The 15,890-nt window shown below is 55.6% G+C and carries 17 protein-coding genes; 8 read left to right on the plus strand and 9 right to left on the minus strand.

Features of this window, described 5'->3' with window-relative positions; translation table 11 throughout:
- Positions 1-22: 22 nt before the first annotated feature.
- From SynSYN20_RS10890 to SynSYN20_RS10900, 3 genes are read right to left on the minus strand one after another with little or no spacing between them, the layout of a single operon-like run.
- Positions 23-625, minus strand: a complete 603-nt coding sequence (locus tag SynSYN20_RS10890; protein WP_186516075.1) for a cytochrome c oxidase subunit 3 — start codon at positions 623-625, stop codon at positions 23-25.
- Complete coding sequence (gene ctaD / locus SynSYN20_RS10895; protein ID WP_186523686.1) at positions 622-2,286, minus strand: cytochrome c oxidase subunit I; 1,665 nt, start codon at positions 2,284-2,286, stop codon at positions 622-624. The genes SynSYN20_RS10890 and ctaD overlap by 4 nt, the downstream gene beginning before the upstream one ends.
- Entirely contained in the window at positions 2,283-3,107 is an 825-nt protein-coding gene (locus SynSYN20_RS10900; protein WP_186523687.1) for a cytochrome c oxidase subunit II, read from the minus strand. Before SynSYN20_RS10900 ends, ctaD begins: the two co-directional genes overlap by 4 nt.
- A 229-nt stretch (positions 3,108-3,336) precedes the next feature.
- Between SynSYN20_RS10900 and SynSYN20_RS10905 the strand changes: the two genes are divergently transcribed.
- Genes SynSYN20_RS10905 through SynSYN20_RS10930 form a run of 6 tightly spaced genes read left to right on the plus strand, consistent with a single transcriptional unit; the run spans position 3,337 to position 8,373 of the window.
- Positions 3,337-4,269: a heme A synthase gene (locus SynSYN20_RS10905; protein WP_186523688.1), complete on the plus strand. Its 933-nt coding sequence runs from the start codon at positions 3,337-3,339 to the stop codon at positions 4,267-4,269.
- Between the two features lie 19 nt (positions 4,270-4,288).
- Positions 4,289-5,272, plus strand: a complete 984-nt coding sequence (locus tag SynSYN20_RS10910; RefSeq protein WP_370586733.1) for a heme o synthase — start codon at positions 4,289-4,291, stop codon at positions 5,270-5,272.
- Between the two features lie 29 nt (positions 5,273-5,301).
- Positions 5,302-6,315: an ATP-binding cassette domain-containing protein gene (locus SynSYN20_RS10915; protein WP_186523690.1), complete on the plus strand. Its 1,014-nt coding sequence runs from the start codon at positions 5,302-5,304 to the stop codon at positions 6,313-6,315.
- Between the two features lie 39 nt (positions 6,316-6,354).
- Positions 6,355-7,212, plus strand: coding sequence for an ABC transporter permease (locus SynSYN20_RS10920; RefSeq protein ID WP_186523691.1), 858 nt, complete (start codon positions 6,355-6,357; stop codon positions 7,210-7,212).
- Positions 7,213-7,216: 4 nt separating this feature from the next.
- A complete protein-coding gene (locus tag SynSYN20_RS10925; RefSeq protein WP_186523692.1) occupies positions 7,217-7,666 on the plus strand; it encodes a hypothetical protein in 450 nt (149 codons plus the stop codon).
- 5 nt (positions 7,667-7,671) lie between these two features.
- Entirely contained in the window at positions 7,672-8,373 is a 702-nt protein-coding gene (locus SynSYN20_RS10930) for an N-acetylmannosamine-6-phosphate 2-epimerase (protein WP_186523693.1), read from the plus strand.
- A gap of 219 nt (positions 8,374-8,592) precedes the next feature.
- Here the strand turns inward: SynSYN20_RS10930 and groL are convergent, their stop codons facing one another.
- The gene (gene groL, locus SynSYN20_RS10935) at positions 8,593-10,254 is read right to left on the minus strand and encodes a chaperonin GroEL (RefSeq protein ID WP_186523694.1); all 1,662 of its coding nucleotides are present in this window, start codon (positions 10,252-10,254) and stop codon (positions 8,593-8,595) included.
- A 151-nt stretch (positions 10,255-10,405) separates the two neighbouring features.
- On the opposite strand from groL, the gene SynSYN20_RS10940 reads away from it, so the two are divergent.
- Complete coding sequence (locus tag SynSYN20_RS10940; protein ID WP_186525734.1) at positions 10,406-10,549, plus strand: hypothetical protein; 144 nt, start codon at positions 10,406-10,408, stop codon at positions 10,547-10,549.
- Between the two features lie 3 nt (positions 10,550-10,552).
- Here SynSYN20_RS10940 and fabG read toward each other — a convergent pair whose 3' ends face one another.
- From fabG to SynSYN20_RS10955, 3 genes are all read right to left on the minus strand, one after another.
- Positions 10,553-11,305 (minus strand): 3-oxoacyl-[acyl-carrier-protein] reductase, encoded by a 753-nt coding sequence (fabG, locus tag SynSYN20_RS10945; protein WP_186523695.1) that lies wholly within the window; start codon positions 11,303-11,305, stop codon positions 10,553-10,555.
- 64 nt (positions 11,306-11,369) lie between these two features.
- Entirely contained in the window at positions 11,370-12,476 is a 1,107-nt protein-coding gene (locus tag SynSYN20_RS10950) for a TrkA family potassium uptake protein (RefSeq protein ID WP_255476253.1), read from the minus strand.
- Positions 12,476-13,306 carry a glycosyltransferase family 9 protein gene (locus tag SynSYN20_RS10955; protein ID WP_186523696.1) on the minus strand — a complete coding sequence of 277 codons (831 nt, stop codon included), beginning with the start codon at positions 13,304-13,306 and terminating at the stop codon, positions 12,476-12,478. Before SynSYN20_RS10955 ends, SynSYN20_RS10950 begins: the two co-directional genes overlap by 1 nt.
- A gap of 72 nt (positions 13,307-13,378) precedes the next feature.
- Between SynSYN20_RS10955 and ispD the strand changes: the two genes are divergently transcribed.
- Positions 13,379-14,056 carry a 2-C-methyl-D-erythritol 4-phosphate cytidylyltransferase gene (gene ispD, locus SynSYN20_RS10960; protein ID WP_186523697.1) on the plus strand — a complete coding sequence of 226 codons (678 nt, stop codon included), beginning with the start codon at positions 13,379-13,381 and terminating at the stop codon, positions 14,054-14,056.
- On the opposite strand, the gene SynSYN20_RS10965 is transcribed toward ispD, so the two are convergent.
- Both SynSYN20_RS10965 and SynSYN20_RS10970 read right to left on the minus strand, forming a co-directional pair.
- Positions 14,016-14,948: an LD-carboxypeptidase gene (locus tag SynSYN20_RS10965; protein WP_186523698.1), complete on the minus strand. Its 933-nt coding sequence runs from the start codon at positions 14,946-14,948 to the stop codon at positions 14,016-14,018. The two genes, ispD and SynSYN20_RS10965, sit on opposite strands and share 41 nt — an antisense overlap.
- Positions 14,948-15,835 carry a 4-hydroxybenzoate polyprenyltransferase gene (locus SynSYN20_RS10970; protein WP_186525599.1) on the minus strand — a complete coding sequence of 296 codons (888 nt, stop codon included), beginning with the start codon at positions 15,833-15,835 and terminating at the stop codon, positions 14,948-14,950. Before SynSYN20_RS10970 ends, SynSYN20_RS10965 begins: the two co-directional genes overlap by 1 nt.
- Between the last annotated feature and the right edge of the window lie 55 nt (positions 15,836-15,890).

Below are 15,890 nucleotides of genomic sequence, written 5' to 3' on the forward strand. Positions count from 1 at the left end.
AGGCATTAGCGATCAAGCTCGCTCAGATGAGATACAGAATCACAAATAAGACAACCCAGATGCCGTCAACGAAGTGCCAATAGAGCTCTGCCGCTTCAAGGGGGAAGTGATTATCGGCTGTGACGCGCCCCTCAGGAGTGCGGCATTGCCACCACACAATCAAAATCATTAGGGCACCCAGGGTCACATGAAGACCGTGGAATCCAGTGAGAGCATAGAAAGTGCTGGCATAAAGGTTGTCAGTCAACCCAAATGGCAGGGTGAAATACTCCACCATCTGACTCACCAAAAAGGCCAAGCCCAAAATGGCTGTCAGCAGTAACCAGCGCCTGCAGCGTTGCATGTCGCTGCGGCGCAGATTGACACCAGCGCGATGAAAGGTGGCACTACTAACAAGCAAGAGAATGGTGTTCAGCGTGGGGAGAGGAAGCTCCAACTCATACACAGCACCAGGCAGGAGGGGATTAACAGCCTTAAACGTGAGATAAGCGGCAAAAAAGCCTGCAAATGTCATCGCGTCAGCCACCAAGAAGGTGGCTAGGCCAAACATGCGGTGGTCGGGGTGGCTTTCTTCGTGATGCTCTTGAATTTCAACTGCTTGGTCTTGAGGGGATAGGGAAGTCATCGGCCGTTGCTCCATAAATCACTGCCACTGGCATCTTTCAAGTCGATCTGGTCTGCAGGGATTCCATATCCATAGGGGTGCGTGACCAAAGGAGGTTCACCTTTCCAGTTCTCTACAGGAGGTGGAGAGGTGGTCAACCATTCAGGGGTCAAGGCACGCCAGGGGTTATCTCCAGCAATCTCACCAGAGCGTGCACTTGCGAAAACGTTCCAGAGGAAGGGCAGGGTGCTTAGGGCCATCAGCAGAGCGCCAACACTGCTGATCTGATTCACAAATGCAAATTGCGGATCGTATTCAGCAACACGCCTAGGCATGCCGTTGAGGCCAAGCCAATGCTGGGGGGCAAAGCAAAGATTGAATCCTATAAAAGTCAACAAGAAGTGGAAACGTCCGAGATTTTCATCCATCATCCTGCCGGTCACTTTAGGGAACCAGTGATAAACAGACGCGAAGATCACAAAAACCGATCCTCCATAAACAATGTAATGGAAGTGAGCAACGACGAAATAGGTGTCATGAACATGAACATCAAAGGGCACTTGAGCTAGTGCCACTCCAGTAATCCCGCCCAAAACAAAGTTGACAATAAAACCACATGAGAACAGAATTGCACTATTAAGGCTGATTTTTCCTCCCCATAAAGTAGCTATCCAGTTAAAGAATTTAATGCCAGTCGGAACAGCAATAAAGGCCGTTGCAATTGTGAAAAACAGACGCATCCATGGAGGCGTACCACTGGTAAACATGTGATGGGCCCAAACAACAAGCCCAAGTACAACGATCGCCATGATCGAATACACCATCGTGGTGTATCCAAAAAGTGGTTTCCGACAATGAATCGGAAGAATTTCACTCACCAAACCAAATGCCGGCAACACCATGATGTAGACGGCTGGATGAGAGTAAAACCAGAAAAGGTGCTGATAAACAACAACGTTTCCACCCATTCCTGGATTAAAGAATCCTGTGTGCGCAACGATATCGAAGCTCAGAAGAATCAAAGTACCAGCAAGAACAGGTGTCGAAAGAACCACAAGAATGCTCGTTCCAAGCATGGCCCAGCAGTACATCGGCAATTGCATCAGCTTCAAGCCAGGCCGACGCAATTTCAGGATGGTGGCAATAAAGTTAATACCACCAAAAATTGAACTTCCCCCAAGCAATAAAACGCTCAGGATCCAAATAATCTGACCACTCGCAGGAGTTGTAAGACTGAGTGGTGGATAGGCTGTCCAACCCGACTGAGCTGCTCCGGTAATAAAGTAACTGGTGATCAGGAGTAAACCAGCAGGCGGAATCAGCCAAAAAGCAACTGCATTTAGCCTTGGAAAAGCCATGTCCCTGGCCCCGACATAAAACGGAATCAGATAATTTCCAAAGGCACCATTGACGACTGGGACAATCCAAAGAAAGATCATCACAGTGCCATGCAAGGTAAGCACCTGGTTGTAAACCTCCCGTGGCATAAAATCTGACACGGGACTGGTCAGCTCTGTACGGATAGCGCCAGCAAGGGCACCACCAATAAGGTAGAAAGCAAAGCCACAAACAAGATATTGAAGTCCGATCACTTTGTGATCGACGCTAAAACTGAGATAGCGAAGCCACCCAGTGGGCTGCAACGAGGGGGGTTTGCTTTGCTGCGGGAGAGTAAGTGTCATGCCTCAGATACAGGGAGCTTGCGATTGGCTTGGAACCAGGCGTCGTAGTCATCGGCCGACTCAACCACCACCGTGGAGCGCATTCCACCGTGATAGGGGCCGCAGAGTTCAGCGCAAACAACTGGATACCTCCCTGGGCGAGTGGGAGTGAAATTAAGCAATGTTGGCTGGCCTGGAATGATGTCCTGCTTGAGCCTGAATTCTGGAACCCAGAACGCATGGATCACATCTTTAGCCTCCATTTTCAATGAAATAGGTCGTCCTGATGGAACATGCAATTCTCCAGAAATAATGTCGCCATCTGGATAGTGGAATAGGAAGGCAAATTGCATCGCAGTGACCTCAACTGGAAGAGGCGATATCGCCATTTCAGAACTGGCTTGCATCGCCCCTGCCGTGCCAATGCCTCCCCATACCCTCTCCTCAGTGGCTTGAGAATCACCGTGTCCCCCATGACCGAGGGGAACCATTCCTCCCATTCGCTCGTAGATGTCGTAGCTGAATAAGCCCACAAACAGCACAACAATGGCCGGGACAGCCGTCCAAAAGATCTCAAGAGGCAAATTGCCTTCTAGTGCAATCCCGTCACCAATCTGTCCAGATTTGCGGCGGAAACGAACAAGGCTGAACACAACCACCCCAACGATTCCTACGAACAAAATCGTTCCGATGCTGAACAGAACACGAAACAGTTCGTCGTAGATGGGTGCGTTGACGCTGGCATCAACAGGAAGAAGGTTGATGTTTTGGCCAATCCACAACCCACCAAGGACAAGGATCATTCCCAGAACAAGAGTGATAATTGCCGAGGGGATAGGCACGAAACTCCTGGTACATGTCTCATCAGACTATGGAGATCCCAGCCCTTCTTCATGCCGTGATTGTTAAAGCAGCCTGTAGTTCCTGCTAACAAAGCTGTTTTAGGGCGTTGTTGTCAGCAAAGGGAGATGTTGGCGATCTTAAAAATGTTGGAGACCTGTAATTAGGGTGCCGTTTGAGATCAAATCGCTAGTTTACAAAAATAAACCACGCGATTAGGAGGAACAGTCGTTGACTTCATCGGCAACAGTTCCGATTCGTTTGCGTCTAGCTCAGCTCTCTGCTCACCTGGTCGTGGCTCTAATTGCCCTTGTGGTGATTGGAGGCGCAACCCGTGTGATGGAGGCAGGGCTGGCCTGTCCTGATTGGCCTCTTTGTTACGGAAGCCTGCTGCCCGGGCGCCAGATGAATCTCAAGGTGTTCTTAGAGTGGTTTCACCGCCTTGATGCCTTTGTTGTTGGCATCGCCCTGCTGGTCCAACTCGGTGCCGCCTGGTTCTGGAGGAAGGACTTACCTCGATGGTTGCTGCCACTGTCGTTCCTGTTGGTTCTTTTAGTGGTTCTTCAGGGCGGACTTGGTGCTCTGACCGTGCTTCAACTGCTCCCCTCCGCGGTAGTCACAGCCCATCTCGTTCTGGCTCTGACCTTGGTCATTGGGATGAGCGCACTGACACAAAGACTGCTGCATACAGGATCCAAACGATCTGCAGCACCTCGCTGGTGGCCCTTGCTCGGCGGAATCAGCCTTGCAGCCGTTTCAGGCCAGTGCCTTCTCGGAGGACGGATGGCAACTTCATGGGCAGCCCAACGCTGCTTACAGGAGGGTCAATCCTGCCAATGGCTCCATTGGCATCGCAGTGCAGCAACCCCAGCGGCCCTCTGCGTTTTGCTGTTCGTTGCCACAGCTCTGATCGCCGGCGGCTGGGCTCGTCAGCAATGGCCTCTGCTCATCACAGCCATCCTCCTGGTCTCAACACAGATTGCTTTAGGTGTTTTCACCTTGCGCCTTGGTCTGAGTCAGCCCGCGGTGACCGTGTGTCATCAACTCGTTGCCTGTCTGCTCGTGGCCGTTCTCGCGGCTCTCACCTGGAGACGCCCGTCAGCAACCGACTCCCCTCTCACGATCGCTCGCGATTCTTCAACCCTGGAGCCCTGTCATGGCTAGTTCAGCTTCCGTTGCTCCAATGCCCCCATCCCTCACAAGAGAGGAGGTGGTGCCATCTCGCAAGAGAATCAAACTTCCCCCCTGGCTTGAGGTTGCCAAACCAAGGCTGATCCCTCTTCTCCTCGCCACCACGCTGGGAGGAATGGCGCTCACAGAAGGCTGGCCCCTCTCGTCACCAAGACTGGCATGCACCCTTGGTGGTGGTGCGTTAGCGGCAGCCGCAGCAGGAGTTCTCAACTGTTTGTGGGAGCAAGAGCTAGACGGACGCATGCTGCGCACAAGCGGTCGAGCACTTCCCTCTGGACGGTTGTCTCCGTCAGCGGCCTTTATTGGGGCAGTGTCCTGCACGCTCGCTGCAGCTGCTCTTCTTGTGAGCGGGGTGAATTGCCTTGCGGCTGGACTCTCCCTTTTAGGGCTCTGCAGTTATGTCCTGCTTTACACCGCACTTCTTAAGCCCCGCACCACACAAAACATCGTGGTTGGCGGTGTTGCTGGCGCCATCCCACCCCTGGTTGGAGCGGCTGCAGCAACAGGCCACATAGGCCTAGGTGGATGGTGGCTTTTCGCGCTTGTGATGGTGTGGACTCCAGCCCACTTCTGGGCACTAGCCCTGCTTTTGCATGACGACTATCGCGCCGTTGGGATTCCAATGCTCCCAGTCGTCAAAGGGCCATTAATCACCACAAGGGCGATTCGACGCTACGGATGGGCCACGATCGTGCTGAGCTTTTTAGGCATTTGGGCCTTACCGGAAGGTGGTGCCTTGTATGGGCTGCTAATCCTTCCCTTCAACGGTCGCCTTTTGCAGATGGTGGAGCGTCTCGCTGCTGAACCCAACAATCGAGATCGCGCCAAGGGGTTGTTTCGTTGGTCAATCCTCTATCTGTTCGGAATCTGTCTCTTGCTTGTCATGAGCCGAATGTCTGGTTCCGCTCAGTTTGATCTGCAAGTGAGGGCCGTCATTGACATCCTCGCCGGCGGATTTCTTCCTGTCGCTTCCTAGATTCTTTACTCTCGCTTTAGGACGGTTCCATGTCCCTGATCGTGCTCGATCACCTGGAAAAGTCTTACGGGACGATTCCAGCGCTCAGGGACTTGAGCTTGCAAGTCCCTGAGGGATGCCTGTATGGCTTGCTGGGACCGAATGGTGCTGGCAAAACCACAACACTGAGAATTCTTGCCACTCTGCTGGCTCCAGATCTTGGAGATGTCCGCATTGCTGGTCTCGATGCCTTGAAGGACCAACGGGACATTCGACGCCTGATTGGTTATGTCGCTCAAGAGGTAGCGATTGACAAAATCCTCACTGGGCGAGAGCTCCTTGAACTTCAAGGGGACCTCTATCACTTACGACCGAAGCAGAGGAATCAACGGATCGACGACCTGATCGAGATGTTGGGCATGGATCCCTGGATCGACCGACGATGCGGTACTTATTCCGGAGGCATGCGTCGTCGACTTGACCTAGCGGCTGGCCTCCTACATCGCCCCCAACTCCTCATCCTCGATGAGCCCACCGTCGGACTTGACATCGAAAGTCGAGCCGTGATCTGGAATGTGCTCCGTGACTTAAGGGACCAGGGCACAACGGTCTTGCTCAGCACCCATTATCTCGAGGAAGTGGAAGCACTCGCAGATCGAATGGCGATCATTGATGCCGGAACGGTGATTGCAGAGGGAACTCCAAACGAACTCAAGAAACGTTTGGGAGGGGATCGAGTCACCTTGCGTGTGCGTGAGTTCAGCAACGAGCAGGAAGCAGAGACCATTCGCGACTTGCTTCAACCCCTTGATGGCGTCCAAAACATTGTGATTAATCGTTCGCAGGGCCACTCTCTGAACCTTGTGGTGGATGGAGAACAGGTTCTTCCTCGACTTCGCCTTTGTTTAGAAGAAGCAGGGCTTCCCGTGTTTGCCCTGGCCCAAAGCAGGCCCAGTCTTGACGATGTTTACCTTCAGGCCACAGGACGGACCCTGATGGATGCCGAGCTGGCCATTGCCGGTCAGCGTGATCCGAAGCAAGAGCGCAAGCAAGCCATGCGGTAACGACCTGCTTTCACCATCCGATTTCCATCAGTGCGCCCCATGACCACACCCCTTCTTCAGATCGATGCGAGTCAAGCGTCCTCCAGAGGAGCTTTGACCGAGATCATCCAGGAAACGACAGCTCTAACGCGTCGCCTCTTCGTGCAGCTCAAACGGCGTCCCTCCACGCTGATTGCCGGCGTTCTACAGCCACTGATCTGGTTGATTTTGTTTGGAGCTCTGTTCTCTAAGGCTCCAGAGGGTCTATTGCCCGGCGGCATGAGCTACGGGCGTTTTCTGGGGGCTGGAGTGATTGTGTTCACAGCCTTCAGCGGTGCACTCAATGCAGGGCTTCCGGTCATGTTTGACCGCGAATTTGGCTTTCTAAACCGACTTCTTGTTGCGCCATTAAGAAGTCGAAGTTCGATTGTCTTCGCTTCGGTGATTTTCATCACCACGTTGAGCCTCGTGCAGAGTTTGGCGATCATGGTGACAGCGGCATTGCTCGGCTATGGATGGCCTGGAGCTGGTGGTCTGTTGCTCGTCCTATTCACCCTGCTGCTATTGGTGTTTGCCGTTACGGCCTTAAGTCTGGGTTTGGCCTTTGCCTTGCCTGGTCACATTGAGTTAATTGCGGTGATCTTTGTCGCCAATCTTCCCCTGCTCTTTGCAAGCACCGCGTTAGCACCTCTCAGCTTTATGCCTGTGTGGATGGGCTGGCTAGCAGCCCTAAATCCCCTTACCTTCGCGATAGAACCCATTCGAGCAGCCTATGCAGGCCCTCTCGATCTTTCGCTGGTTCTTTTGGACGCACCCTACGGATCAGTCACGGGACAGACCTGCTTGTTGGTCTTGACCGGGCTCACCGTGGGGCTGTTTCTCCTCATCCGACCACTGCTCAACCGAAAACTCTCTTGATTCCGTGTCTGTCTCTTCGTTTCAGCCCCTGAACCCCCGCCAATTAGACCTACAACGTCGCTTGCTGGTCGCCAACGAATTAAGAGAAATCTCCCTGATCGCGCAATTAGAACTGCAGTGGGTGCATCGCTATGGGGTGAGCTCTCTTCCCCAACGAACGGTGGAAGCCACCCCGGACGCTCTCCCCTCTTCCATGCCTTCAGAGGAGAAGCCAAAGATCCCAGGGTTGTCCATCGTTAGTGATCCAACCGTCGCAGCCGAGACACGGGTCCTACACGTGGCACCCCTTCCGAGTGACTCCAATGAGGATGAAACTAGGGTGATTGAAGACTTAGCTGATCGTTCTTCCAATCCGCCACTCGCAGTCGCACCACCTCCGATTGCACTCGGTGCTCAGCGCTTTCGTCGCTGGATGGTGGCGTCCTCAGCAGTCCAAGATCTACAGGCATCCTGAGGACTATGCCCGTCCCATCCCGCACCCAACTTCAGGGTGGTTTGATCGTATCCGTTCAAGCTCCAGAAGGATCTCCCATGCGGCATCCCGATGTGATTGCGGCCATGGCTGAAGCCAGTCTTCGCAACGGAGCAACTGGTGTGCGCCTCGAGAGCCCAGAGCACATCGGAGCTGTACGCAACCGCTGTCCTAACGCCTTGATCATTGGCCTATGGAAGCGCACCTTTCCAGAGAGCTCGGTCTACATCACTCCTCGCTGGGACGACATTCAAGCGGTCTGGGCAGCCGGTGCTGACGTCATCGCCCTCGATGCCACAGCGCGCCAAAGGCCAGGGAAGGACGACCTTGCTGCACTTATTCAAAGGTCGAAAGAAGACCTAGGAGCACCACTCATGGCCGATGTGGACTCCATCGAGAACGGCTTGATCGCGGCATCACTGGGATGCGAATGGGTGGGCACCACCCTCTATGGATATACAGAGCAAACAGCACAAGAGAATCCCCCCGGCTACGGGTTGATCTCACCTTTGAGAGAGCAACTTTCCGACCAGGTGACGTTGATTTGTGAGGGGGGCATCAAGTCGCCCGATTCAGCGTCCCAGGCCCTTGAGCGTGGAGCCGATCTTGTTGTCGTTGGCACGGCGATTACTGGCGTTGACCTCCAAGTGGCCGAATACCTCAGGACCCTGAACAGGCAGAGTGGGTGAGTCTCAAAAGACTCAGGCATGTTGTTTAAATTTGCGTTTCCTGTCGTCCTCAGCAGTGCCTTCTTCGGACTGCCAATTGCAGGGTTGCCGATGACAGAACTACAGGCCCTTAATCGAGAGTTGGGGAGACTGTGCAGCCAGCCGCCCCGTGAAGCTTTATCGGTGTGCCGAATCCACGCTCGACTGGTGGGATCCCTTTAAGGGATCCCAATCCCGGAATTACATCATTCCCATACCGCCCATGCCGCCCATGGGATCCATCCCTCCCATACCGCCCATGGGGTCACCACCGCCACCTGCAGGAGAAGGGGGCTCAGGCTTATCTGCGACCACAACTTCAGTGGTCACCACCAGCGATGCAATCGAGACCGCATCCTGAAGCGCAAGACGAACCACCTTGGATGCATCCAGAATTCCGGCACTCATCAGGTCTTCATAGGTTCCGGTGAGCGCGTTGAACCCCTGTCCGCTAGTACGGACGCGATCCACCACCACATCACCGTTAGAGCCTGCATTTTCAGCGATCTGACGCAGGGGAGCGCTCAGGGCACGCTGAACGATTTCCACCCCAGTCTTTTGATCACCTTCCAACCCAGAGGCCAGAGCATCGAGTTCTGAAGCGATGTGCAGAAGGGTGGATCCACCTCCAGCAACAATGCCTTCCTCCACAGCAGCACGGGTGGCATTGAGAGCATCCTCGATGCGTAGCTTGCGGTTTTTGAGCTCTGTCTCTGTCGGGGCGCCAACCTTGATGACGGCCACTCCTCCAGCGAGCTTGGCGATGCGCTCGTTGAGTTTCTCTTGGTCGTACTCCGAATCCGTGTTCTCGAGCTCGCGCCTGATCGAGGCAACACGGGCGCTGACGGCATCTTTGCTGTCATCGCTAGCCACGATCGTGGTGCTGTCCTTGCTGATCGTGATCCGGCGTGCCCGTCCGAGGTCCTCCATCGTCACCTTGTCGAGGGTCATCGCCCTGTCTTCACTGATGACTTGACCGCCCGTGAGCACTGCGATGTCAGCAAGAGCCGCCTTACGACGCTCGCCAAACGATGGGGCTCGCACTGCAGCCACCTGCAGCACCCCTCGGTTCTTATTGACGACCAGGGTTGCGAGGGCTTCCCCATCCACTTCTTCAGCCAAAATGACCAAAGGGGAGCCTGATTTCTGAACCGTTTCCAACACCGGCACCAAATCGGTCACCGAGCTGATCTTGCGATCGGTGAGCAGCAGTAACGCATTCTCGAATTCACAAATCTGGCGGTCACCATCGGTGACGAAGTAGGGGGAGCTATAGCCGCGATCGAAGGCCATGCCCTCTGTCACTTCAAGCTCAGTGGCCAAAGACTTGGACTCCTCAACGGTGATCACACCGTCAAAGCTCACCCTGTCCATGGCCTCGGCAACCATGCAACCCACCTCTTCATCACCGCCGGAACTCACCGTGGCGACCTGGCGAATCGCATCTCCGCTCACGGACTGACTGCGCTGATTCAGGCTCGTCACCACTGCAGCCACAGCTTTTTCCATGCCCCGGCGCAGTTCGATCGGACTGGCACCAGCAGCTGTATTACGAAGCCCCTCCTCCACCATCGCCTGGGCGAGCACGGTGGCCGTTGTGGTGCCATCTCCTGCTTTGTCCTTGGTCTTGGACGCCACCTGTTGGATCAGCTTGGCGCCAATGTTTTCGAACGGGTCTGCAAGTTCGATTTCTTTGGCGATCGTGTCACCGTCATTGACGATGTCGGGCGAGCCGTAGGACTTCTCGAGCACCACATTGCGGCCACGAGGTCCGATCGTGACCCGAACGGCATCAGCAAGAGCATTCATGCCTCGTTCGAGGGACTCCCGTGATTCGTTCGAGAAGCTGAGAAGTTTGGCCATAGTGTATGAAGCCCGAGGGTCAATCCCTTCCAGCGTCTACGACCACCCACTCCTCTCGGAAGTGGGGAAAGCCGAATCCATCGACCAACGGCGCAAAGGGGCTCGTTAATGTTTAGGAATGAAGGATTCCGGCGCGCTGTTCTTCGTTTTCATGTCTGCGACCGCAGCAACCATGACGTTGGTCTATGTGCCATTGCGCATCTATCTCACAGCGACGGATCGCAGTCGGAGATTGAAGTTGCTTCAGCGCATTCGCCGCTTAAGAGAGGAGCTTGGTCAGCCTCTCCAAAGCTGAACATCAACTCATCACCATCCCACCGTCCACCTGCAGCACCTGTCCCGTGATGTAGGCGGCAGCGGGGTCAGCAGCTAAAAACCTCACGGTTCCAGCCACCTGATCTGGGGTCCCAAACCGTCCCAAAGGAATGGCGGAAAGGATGGCGTCCGCCTCAAGATCTTTTGTCATATCGGTGGCAATGAAGCCAGGTGCAACAGCATTCACCGTGATTCCCCGGCTCGCCATCTCTTTGGCGCTGCTTCGCGTGAGTCCCACAACGCCGGCTTTGGCTGCTGCGTAATTGGCTTGTCCGGCGTTGCCCATCAGCCCAACCACCGAGGTGATATTGATGATGCGACCACTCCGCTGCTTCAACATTGGGCGTGTGACTGCCCGAGTACAAAGAAAAACTCCGGTGAGATTGAGATTGATCACCGCTTGCCAATCCTCTGTTTTCATCCGCATCAACAAGCCGTCACGCGTAATCCCTGCGTTATTCACCAGCACGTCAATGCGTCCACTGCGCGTCAACACCGTTTTGATCAAGCCTTCAACGGAAGCCTCGTCGGCGACGTTGGCCTGAAGGGCATAAGCGGAGCCTCCGTTGGCCTGAATCTCGGCAACCACTTCCTCAGCCGCGTCTGGAGAACTGGCGTAATTCACCACCACTTCTGCGCCCTCACCGGCCAAAGCCAAGGCCACTGCACGACCGATGCCACGGCTTGCACCGGTGACAAGGGCGATTTGACCGTCAAGAGAAGCGGATGAACGCATGAACACTTGTTTTTACGATCGTGTGATCGTAGGGATCGTTTGCCCCTTCAGTCATCAAGGTCGGCTAAACGCCCCGCATCGTTTCAATCGTGTCGATGGCATCACCCAGCAAATTGCGGAATAACTCCAGCTGCTTCTGGCTGCCCATCACCACAAGAAGTTGACCAGGACCAAGCCGTTCTTCCCCGCTGGGATTTCCCTTCAATGCGCTGCCGTCACGGATGGCCAGCACCATGGCCCCACTGCGGCGACCCAGCTGGAGCTCCGACAAGCTTTTGCTGGCCAGATGTCCCACCAGTGATGGATCACGACTCAAGCGAAATTCTTCAATTTCAAATTCCGATCCAGACAACAGATCCATGAAGTCCACCGCCAAAGGCCGCAGCGCTGTTGCTGCCATCACCCTGCCCCCAGCGACGTAAGGACTCACCACAACCGTGGCTCCAGCCAGCTCAAGCTTTGCTGCCGCTTCCTCGCCATCCGCTCGGGCGATCAGACGGCATCCCGGTTCCAAGCCTCGAGCACTGAGCGTGACATACAAATTGGCGGCATCGCTAGGCAGTGCCGCCACCAGGCTGCGACAGCGATGCAGTCCAGCCTCAAGAAGGGTCTCATCGAGAGTCGCGTCAGCCTGGAGCACGGGCAAACCGCGTTCCTCAGCCGCCTGCCGACGCCCCGAATCCATCTCCACCACGAGCACAGGAACGGTCTCCAGAAGCAGCTGTTCAGCAATCTCCCGGCCAATGCGGCCATACCCGCAAAGAATCACATGGTTGTTCATACGCCGCAGGTTTCGGCGAAACCTCAACTCCCGCAACTGGCGGAAGTATCCCGATTCTGTCAGGCCAAGAATTTTTTGAATCGAGAGCTGCACCACAACGATGCCTCCCGCCACGATCAACACCGTCACCAGCCTTCCGGCCTGGGAGAGGGGCTCCACTTCGCCGTATCCGATGGTGCTGATCGTGATCAGCACCATCCACAAACAATCGCCCCAGTCCCAACCCTCGGTGATCCGATAGCCAATCGCTCCGCCCAAGATCACGATGGCCAGGGCGACGACAGGCAGCAGCCATGGTCTGGCCAGCTGACGAAGCTGAGGGCGATACAACTGGATGGGGTAGCGCTGAAGCCAACGACGTTGTTGCGACTTCCGTCGTGGCCTCTTCATCAGAAGCCCATCGCCTGCAACACATCAGCTTCAGAGAGCGCGCGCAGATCGTCATTGCCGAGATGCCGAATCACATCCCGCTCCGGCAGTTGATCGTTAGACAATCCGAGGGCAACCAAGGGCACCCCGCAAAATGTTGCCAACAGACTGGTGACAGCACAACTGGTCAACACCACATCAGCGCAGGCAATCTGCGCAGCTCTCTCTGCAAACGAGCTGTTGTCACCGAGATGAATGGTGCGCAACGCGGGAAGCTTGTCTTTGATCGTTTGTGGTAAGTGCTTCCAGCGTTCTGCTGGCCAATCTCCCGCCGTTGCAACGGGTTGAAGCAACAACAACGGACCATCTCCCTGGGGCTGCCGTTCGCGCGCGCTGTTCATCAACTCTGCAGGCAAGCTGATCCGAAATGCCCCGGCATCCAAGCTGAGACCAATCGGAGCCAGAAATCCTGAGAGGCGTTGCGCACTCCAGCCTTCAACATGGCTGGCCACAGCCGTAGAAGCAAATCCAGCTTCTGAAATCCGCGTCGGAATATGGCTCATCGACAGCATCAGGTTCACCTGACGCCCCTCAGCAAAATTGAGGCAAACCTGGAAATCAGGTTCTCGAACAGAGCCAAGAAGATTGGCCCAATCGGCCATGGTCAAACTTGCCGAAAAGTCAAAGGGAATGATTTTTTCGACCGAGGGCAGCAACGTCCACAGCGATCGATAGACAGGGGAACAGGCCACTTGGATCGAAGCTCCAAGCTCGTTGGCACAGGCTGCTATGGCAGGCATACGCTCAAGCTGCTGTTGAGCTGTTCCTGGGCTTAAAACGAGAAGGCGCATGAAACAACAGCACAAGTGGTGCGAGCTGATTGTATGGAGGCCGTTTCAGGTTGCTGAAAACAGGAGTCGCTTATGCATCTGTTGATCGCAGCCGCTGGTAGTGGGCGGCGGATGGGGGCAACCCGCAACAAGCTGCTGCTGCCGCTCTCAGGACAACCCGTACTGGCATGGACACTGCAAGCAGCTTTTGAAGCTGAGACGATCGATTGGATCGGCATCATTGGTCAGGAGATTGACCGTTCCGCGATTCTTGCTCTCGTTGAAGGCGCTCCCAAACCCGTCGCTTGGATTGCCGGCGGAGACAGTCGTCAGGAGTCAGTCGAACGGGGATTGGCCGGGCTACCAAACCAAGCACAACACGTATTGATCCATGACGGAGCCCGCTGTCTGGCCTCACCCGACTTGTTTAACCGCTGTTCAGACGCCGTTCGCGGCGGCAAGGCGGTGATTGCAGCGACCCCTGTCACCGACACGATTAAACAAGTGGACGAATCAGGCCGGATCACAGCGACCCCGAATCGCGCAGAGCTGTGGGCGGCCCAGACTCCACAAGCCTTCTCAGTGGATGAACTCCGCCAAGGTCATCGTGAGGCCCGCGCGAATGGCTGGACTGTCACCGATGACGCTTCCCTCTACGAGCGCTTGGGATGGCCGGTCAACGTTCTTGATGCTGGTCCTTCCAATATCAAAGTCACGACCCCTTTTGATCTCACTGTGGCTGCTGCGGTGCTGGCTGAACGCAAGGGTTAGCCCCCACGCTCAAGACACCCTGATCGCCATCGAGGGTCGCGATCGCACCAACCGGCAACGCTGCATTCCCCCCCGGGCCGTGCCCCACAAGCAGATTGGCCACCACCGGGATTTCCAAGTCTGCAGTGCGCTCTCGCAACACCTCCTCCAAGCTGAAACCACCCGAGTCCGACTCGTGATCGCAGCCCAGGAATCGACCGAAGCCAAGACCGGCAAGCGATTGCAGCAGTCCGGCTAATCGCCACTGCGTGAGCATGCGATCAATCCGATAGGGAGCTTCGCCGATGTCTTCGATAACCAACACAACTCCACTCAGATCCGGCAGGAAAGGAGTCCCGATCAAATGGGAAGCCACCGTTAAATTCAGCGTTAGCAACGGGCCAACAGCTACGCCTCCCCGCCAAGACACCCCTTGAAGATCCGGCAGAGGATGGCCAAAGAGCAGATCATGCAGACGCCGCTGGCTCCACTCGGGTTCATCGGCGAGGGTCGTAATTAAGGGCCCATGGACCCCACCGCTTACACCTGCTGCCATGCGAGCGCAGAGCAGGGCGGTCACATCTGAGAAACCCAGCAACCATCCTTGCTGCCAAACGAAGGGGCGTTCCAACAGCCTGGCAGCGCCCCAACCACCGCGAGCGCAAGCCAAGAGGGGTGCATTGGGAACCGCTTGAAAATCACTCCGACGTTCGTCATCCCGTCCGGCCAGATAGCCCCAGCGCCTTTGGCTGATCACATCCGGACGGATTCGCAATCCCCAGCTGTCCAGGATCGAGATCCCTCGCAAAAGGTTGTCTGTGTTGTCAAGTGCAGAGCTGGTGGCCACGACAGCCACCTCATCACCCCTCTGAAGAGGGGATAGCAACCACTCAGACCGCTCGGTGTGGTGCATCAACCCAGCCGCCCGAGAACGAAACCCAACAACAACAGTGCGCCCAAGCGCACCTGGTGACTGAAATGAACGCCATACGCCGACATGGGCTGCTGCTGAACGCTTTTGAGCGCTCGGGTTGCACGCTGCATCCCGAAGGCCACCACCAACCAGAACGGCCAGAAAATGACTCCGATTCCTGCAAAGGAGGCGGCAACAGCAAGGGCCAGCATCGAGAGCGCATAGGTGACAGCCACCACGCGCAATGCGGACGAGCCAAGACTCAGTGCGCTGCTGTTTAGAGCCATCCGGGCATCATCCGGACGATCCGCCATCGCGTACACCGTGTCAAAAGAAAACGTCCAAAGCAGGGTGGCAAGCCAACAACCGGCCAAGGGCCAACCACCATGCAGATTTCCCTCTTGAGCGGCCCAAGGAATCAACACCGCGAAACCCCAACACAAGGCCAAGACCGCTTGGGGGTAGGCAAACCATCGCTTAGCGGACGGATAGATCAAGATCGGCGGCAGGGCGAGACAAGCCAGCAATAGGCAGAGGTTGCGCACGGAATTCGGCAAGCTCAGCACCACGATCAAACTGATGATCAGCAGCACGATCAAAGCAACGACGGCCTGTCCAACACGCAAACTTCCTTGCGCAAGTGGACGCTGCTTCGTGCGTTCCACATTGCGATCGATGCGCCGATCCCATAAGTCATTGGCAATACAGCCAGCCCCACTCACCGCCAGGCCGCCAAGCACGATCATCACCACGAGGGTCGCTGAGGGCGGAGCATTCGGAGTAAGCCAGAGACTCCAGCCTGCTGGAATCAGCAAAATCAGTCTTCCGCTGGGTTTGTTCCAACGCAACAGGGCAACCCATGGAGCCAGGGTTTGAGAAAACAACATGCGCTTGGCGGAGCTGACTGACAAAAAGAACTCCAGTTGTTGAACCTTAAGCAGA

This window comes from Synechococcus sp. SYN20 (assembly GCF_014279555.1).
In the GTDB taxonomy this organism is placed as follows: domain Bacteria; phylum Cyanobacteriota; class Cyanobacteriia; order PCC-6307; family Cyanobiaceae; genus Synechococcus_C.

What these genes read in the sequence shown, in the direction of transcription:
- SynSYN20_RS10890 (WP_186516075.1), bottom strand. Translation starts at nt 625, where the DNA reads ATGACTTCCCTATCCCCTCAAGACCAAGCAGTTGAAATTCAAGAGCAT.
- ctaD (WP_186523686.1), bottom strand. Translation starts at nt 2,286, where the DNA reads ATGACACTTACTCTCCCGCAGCAAAGCAAACCCCCCTCGTTGCAGCCC.
- SynSYN20_RS10910 (WP_370586733.1), top strand. Translation starts at nt 4,289, where the DNA reads ATGCCCCCATCCCTCACAAGAGAGGAGGTGGTGCCATCTCGCAAGAGA.
- SynSYN20_RS10915 (WP_186523690.1), top strand. Translation starts at nt 5,302, where the DNA reads ATGTCCCTGATCGTGCTCGATCACCTGGAAAAGTCTTACGGGACGATT.
- SynSYN20_RS10920 (WP_186523691.1), top strand. Translation starts at nt 6,355, where the DNA reads ATGACCACACCCCTTCTTCAGATCGATGCGAGTCAAGCGTCCTCCAGA.
- SynSYN20_RS10930 (WP_186523693.1), top strand. Translation starts at nt 7,672, where the DNA reads ATGCCCGTCCCATCCCGCACCCAACTTCAGGGTGGTTTGATCGTATCC.
- groL (WP_186523694.1), bottom strand. Translation starts at nt 10,254, where the DNA reads ATGGCCAAACTTCTCAGCTTCTCGAACGAATCACGGGAGTCCCTCGAA.
- SynSYN20_RS10940 (WP_186525734.1), top strand. Translation starts at nt 10,406, where the DNA reads ATGTCTGCGACCGCAGCAACCATGACGTTGGTCTATGTGCCATTGCGC.
- fabG (WP_186523695.1), bottom strand. Translation starts at nt 11,305, where the DNA reads ATGCGTTCATCCGCTTCTCTTGACGGTCAAATCGCCCTTGTCACCGGT.
- SynSYN20_RS10950 (WP_255476253.1), bottom strand. Translation starts at nt 12,476, where the DNA reads ATGAAGAGGCCACGACGGAAGTCGCAACAACGTCGTTGGCTTCAGCGC.
- SynSYN20_RS10955 (WP_186523696.1), bottom strand. Translation starts at nt 13,306, where the DNA reads ATGCGCCTTCTCGTTTTAAGCCCAGGAACAGCTCAACAGCAGCTTGAG.
- ispD (WP_186523697.1), top strand. Translation starts at nt 13,379, where the DNA reads ATGCATCTGTTGATCGCAGCCGCTGGTAGTGGGCGGCGGATGGGGGCA.
- SynSYN20_RS10965 (WP_186523698.1), bottom strand. Translation starts at nt 14,948, where the DNA reads ATGCACCACACCGAGCGGTCTGAGTGGTTGCTATCCCCTCTTCAGAGG.
- SynSYN20_RS10970 (WP_186525599.1), bottom strand. Translation starts at nt 15,835, where the DNA reads ATGTTGTTTTCTCAAACCCTGGCTCCATGGGTTGCCCTGTTGCGTTGG.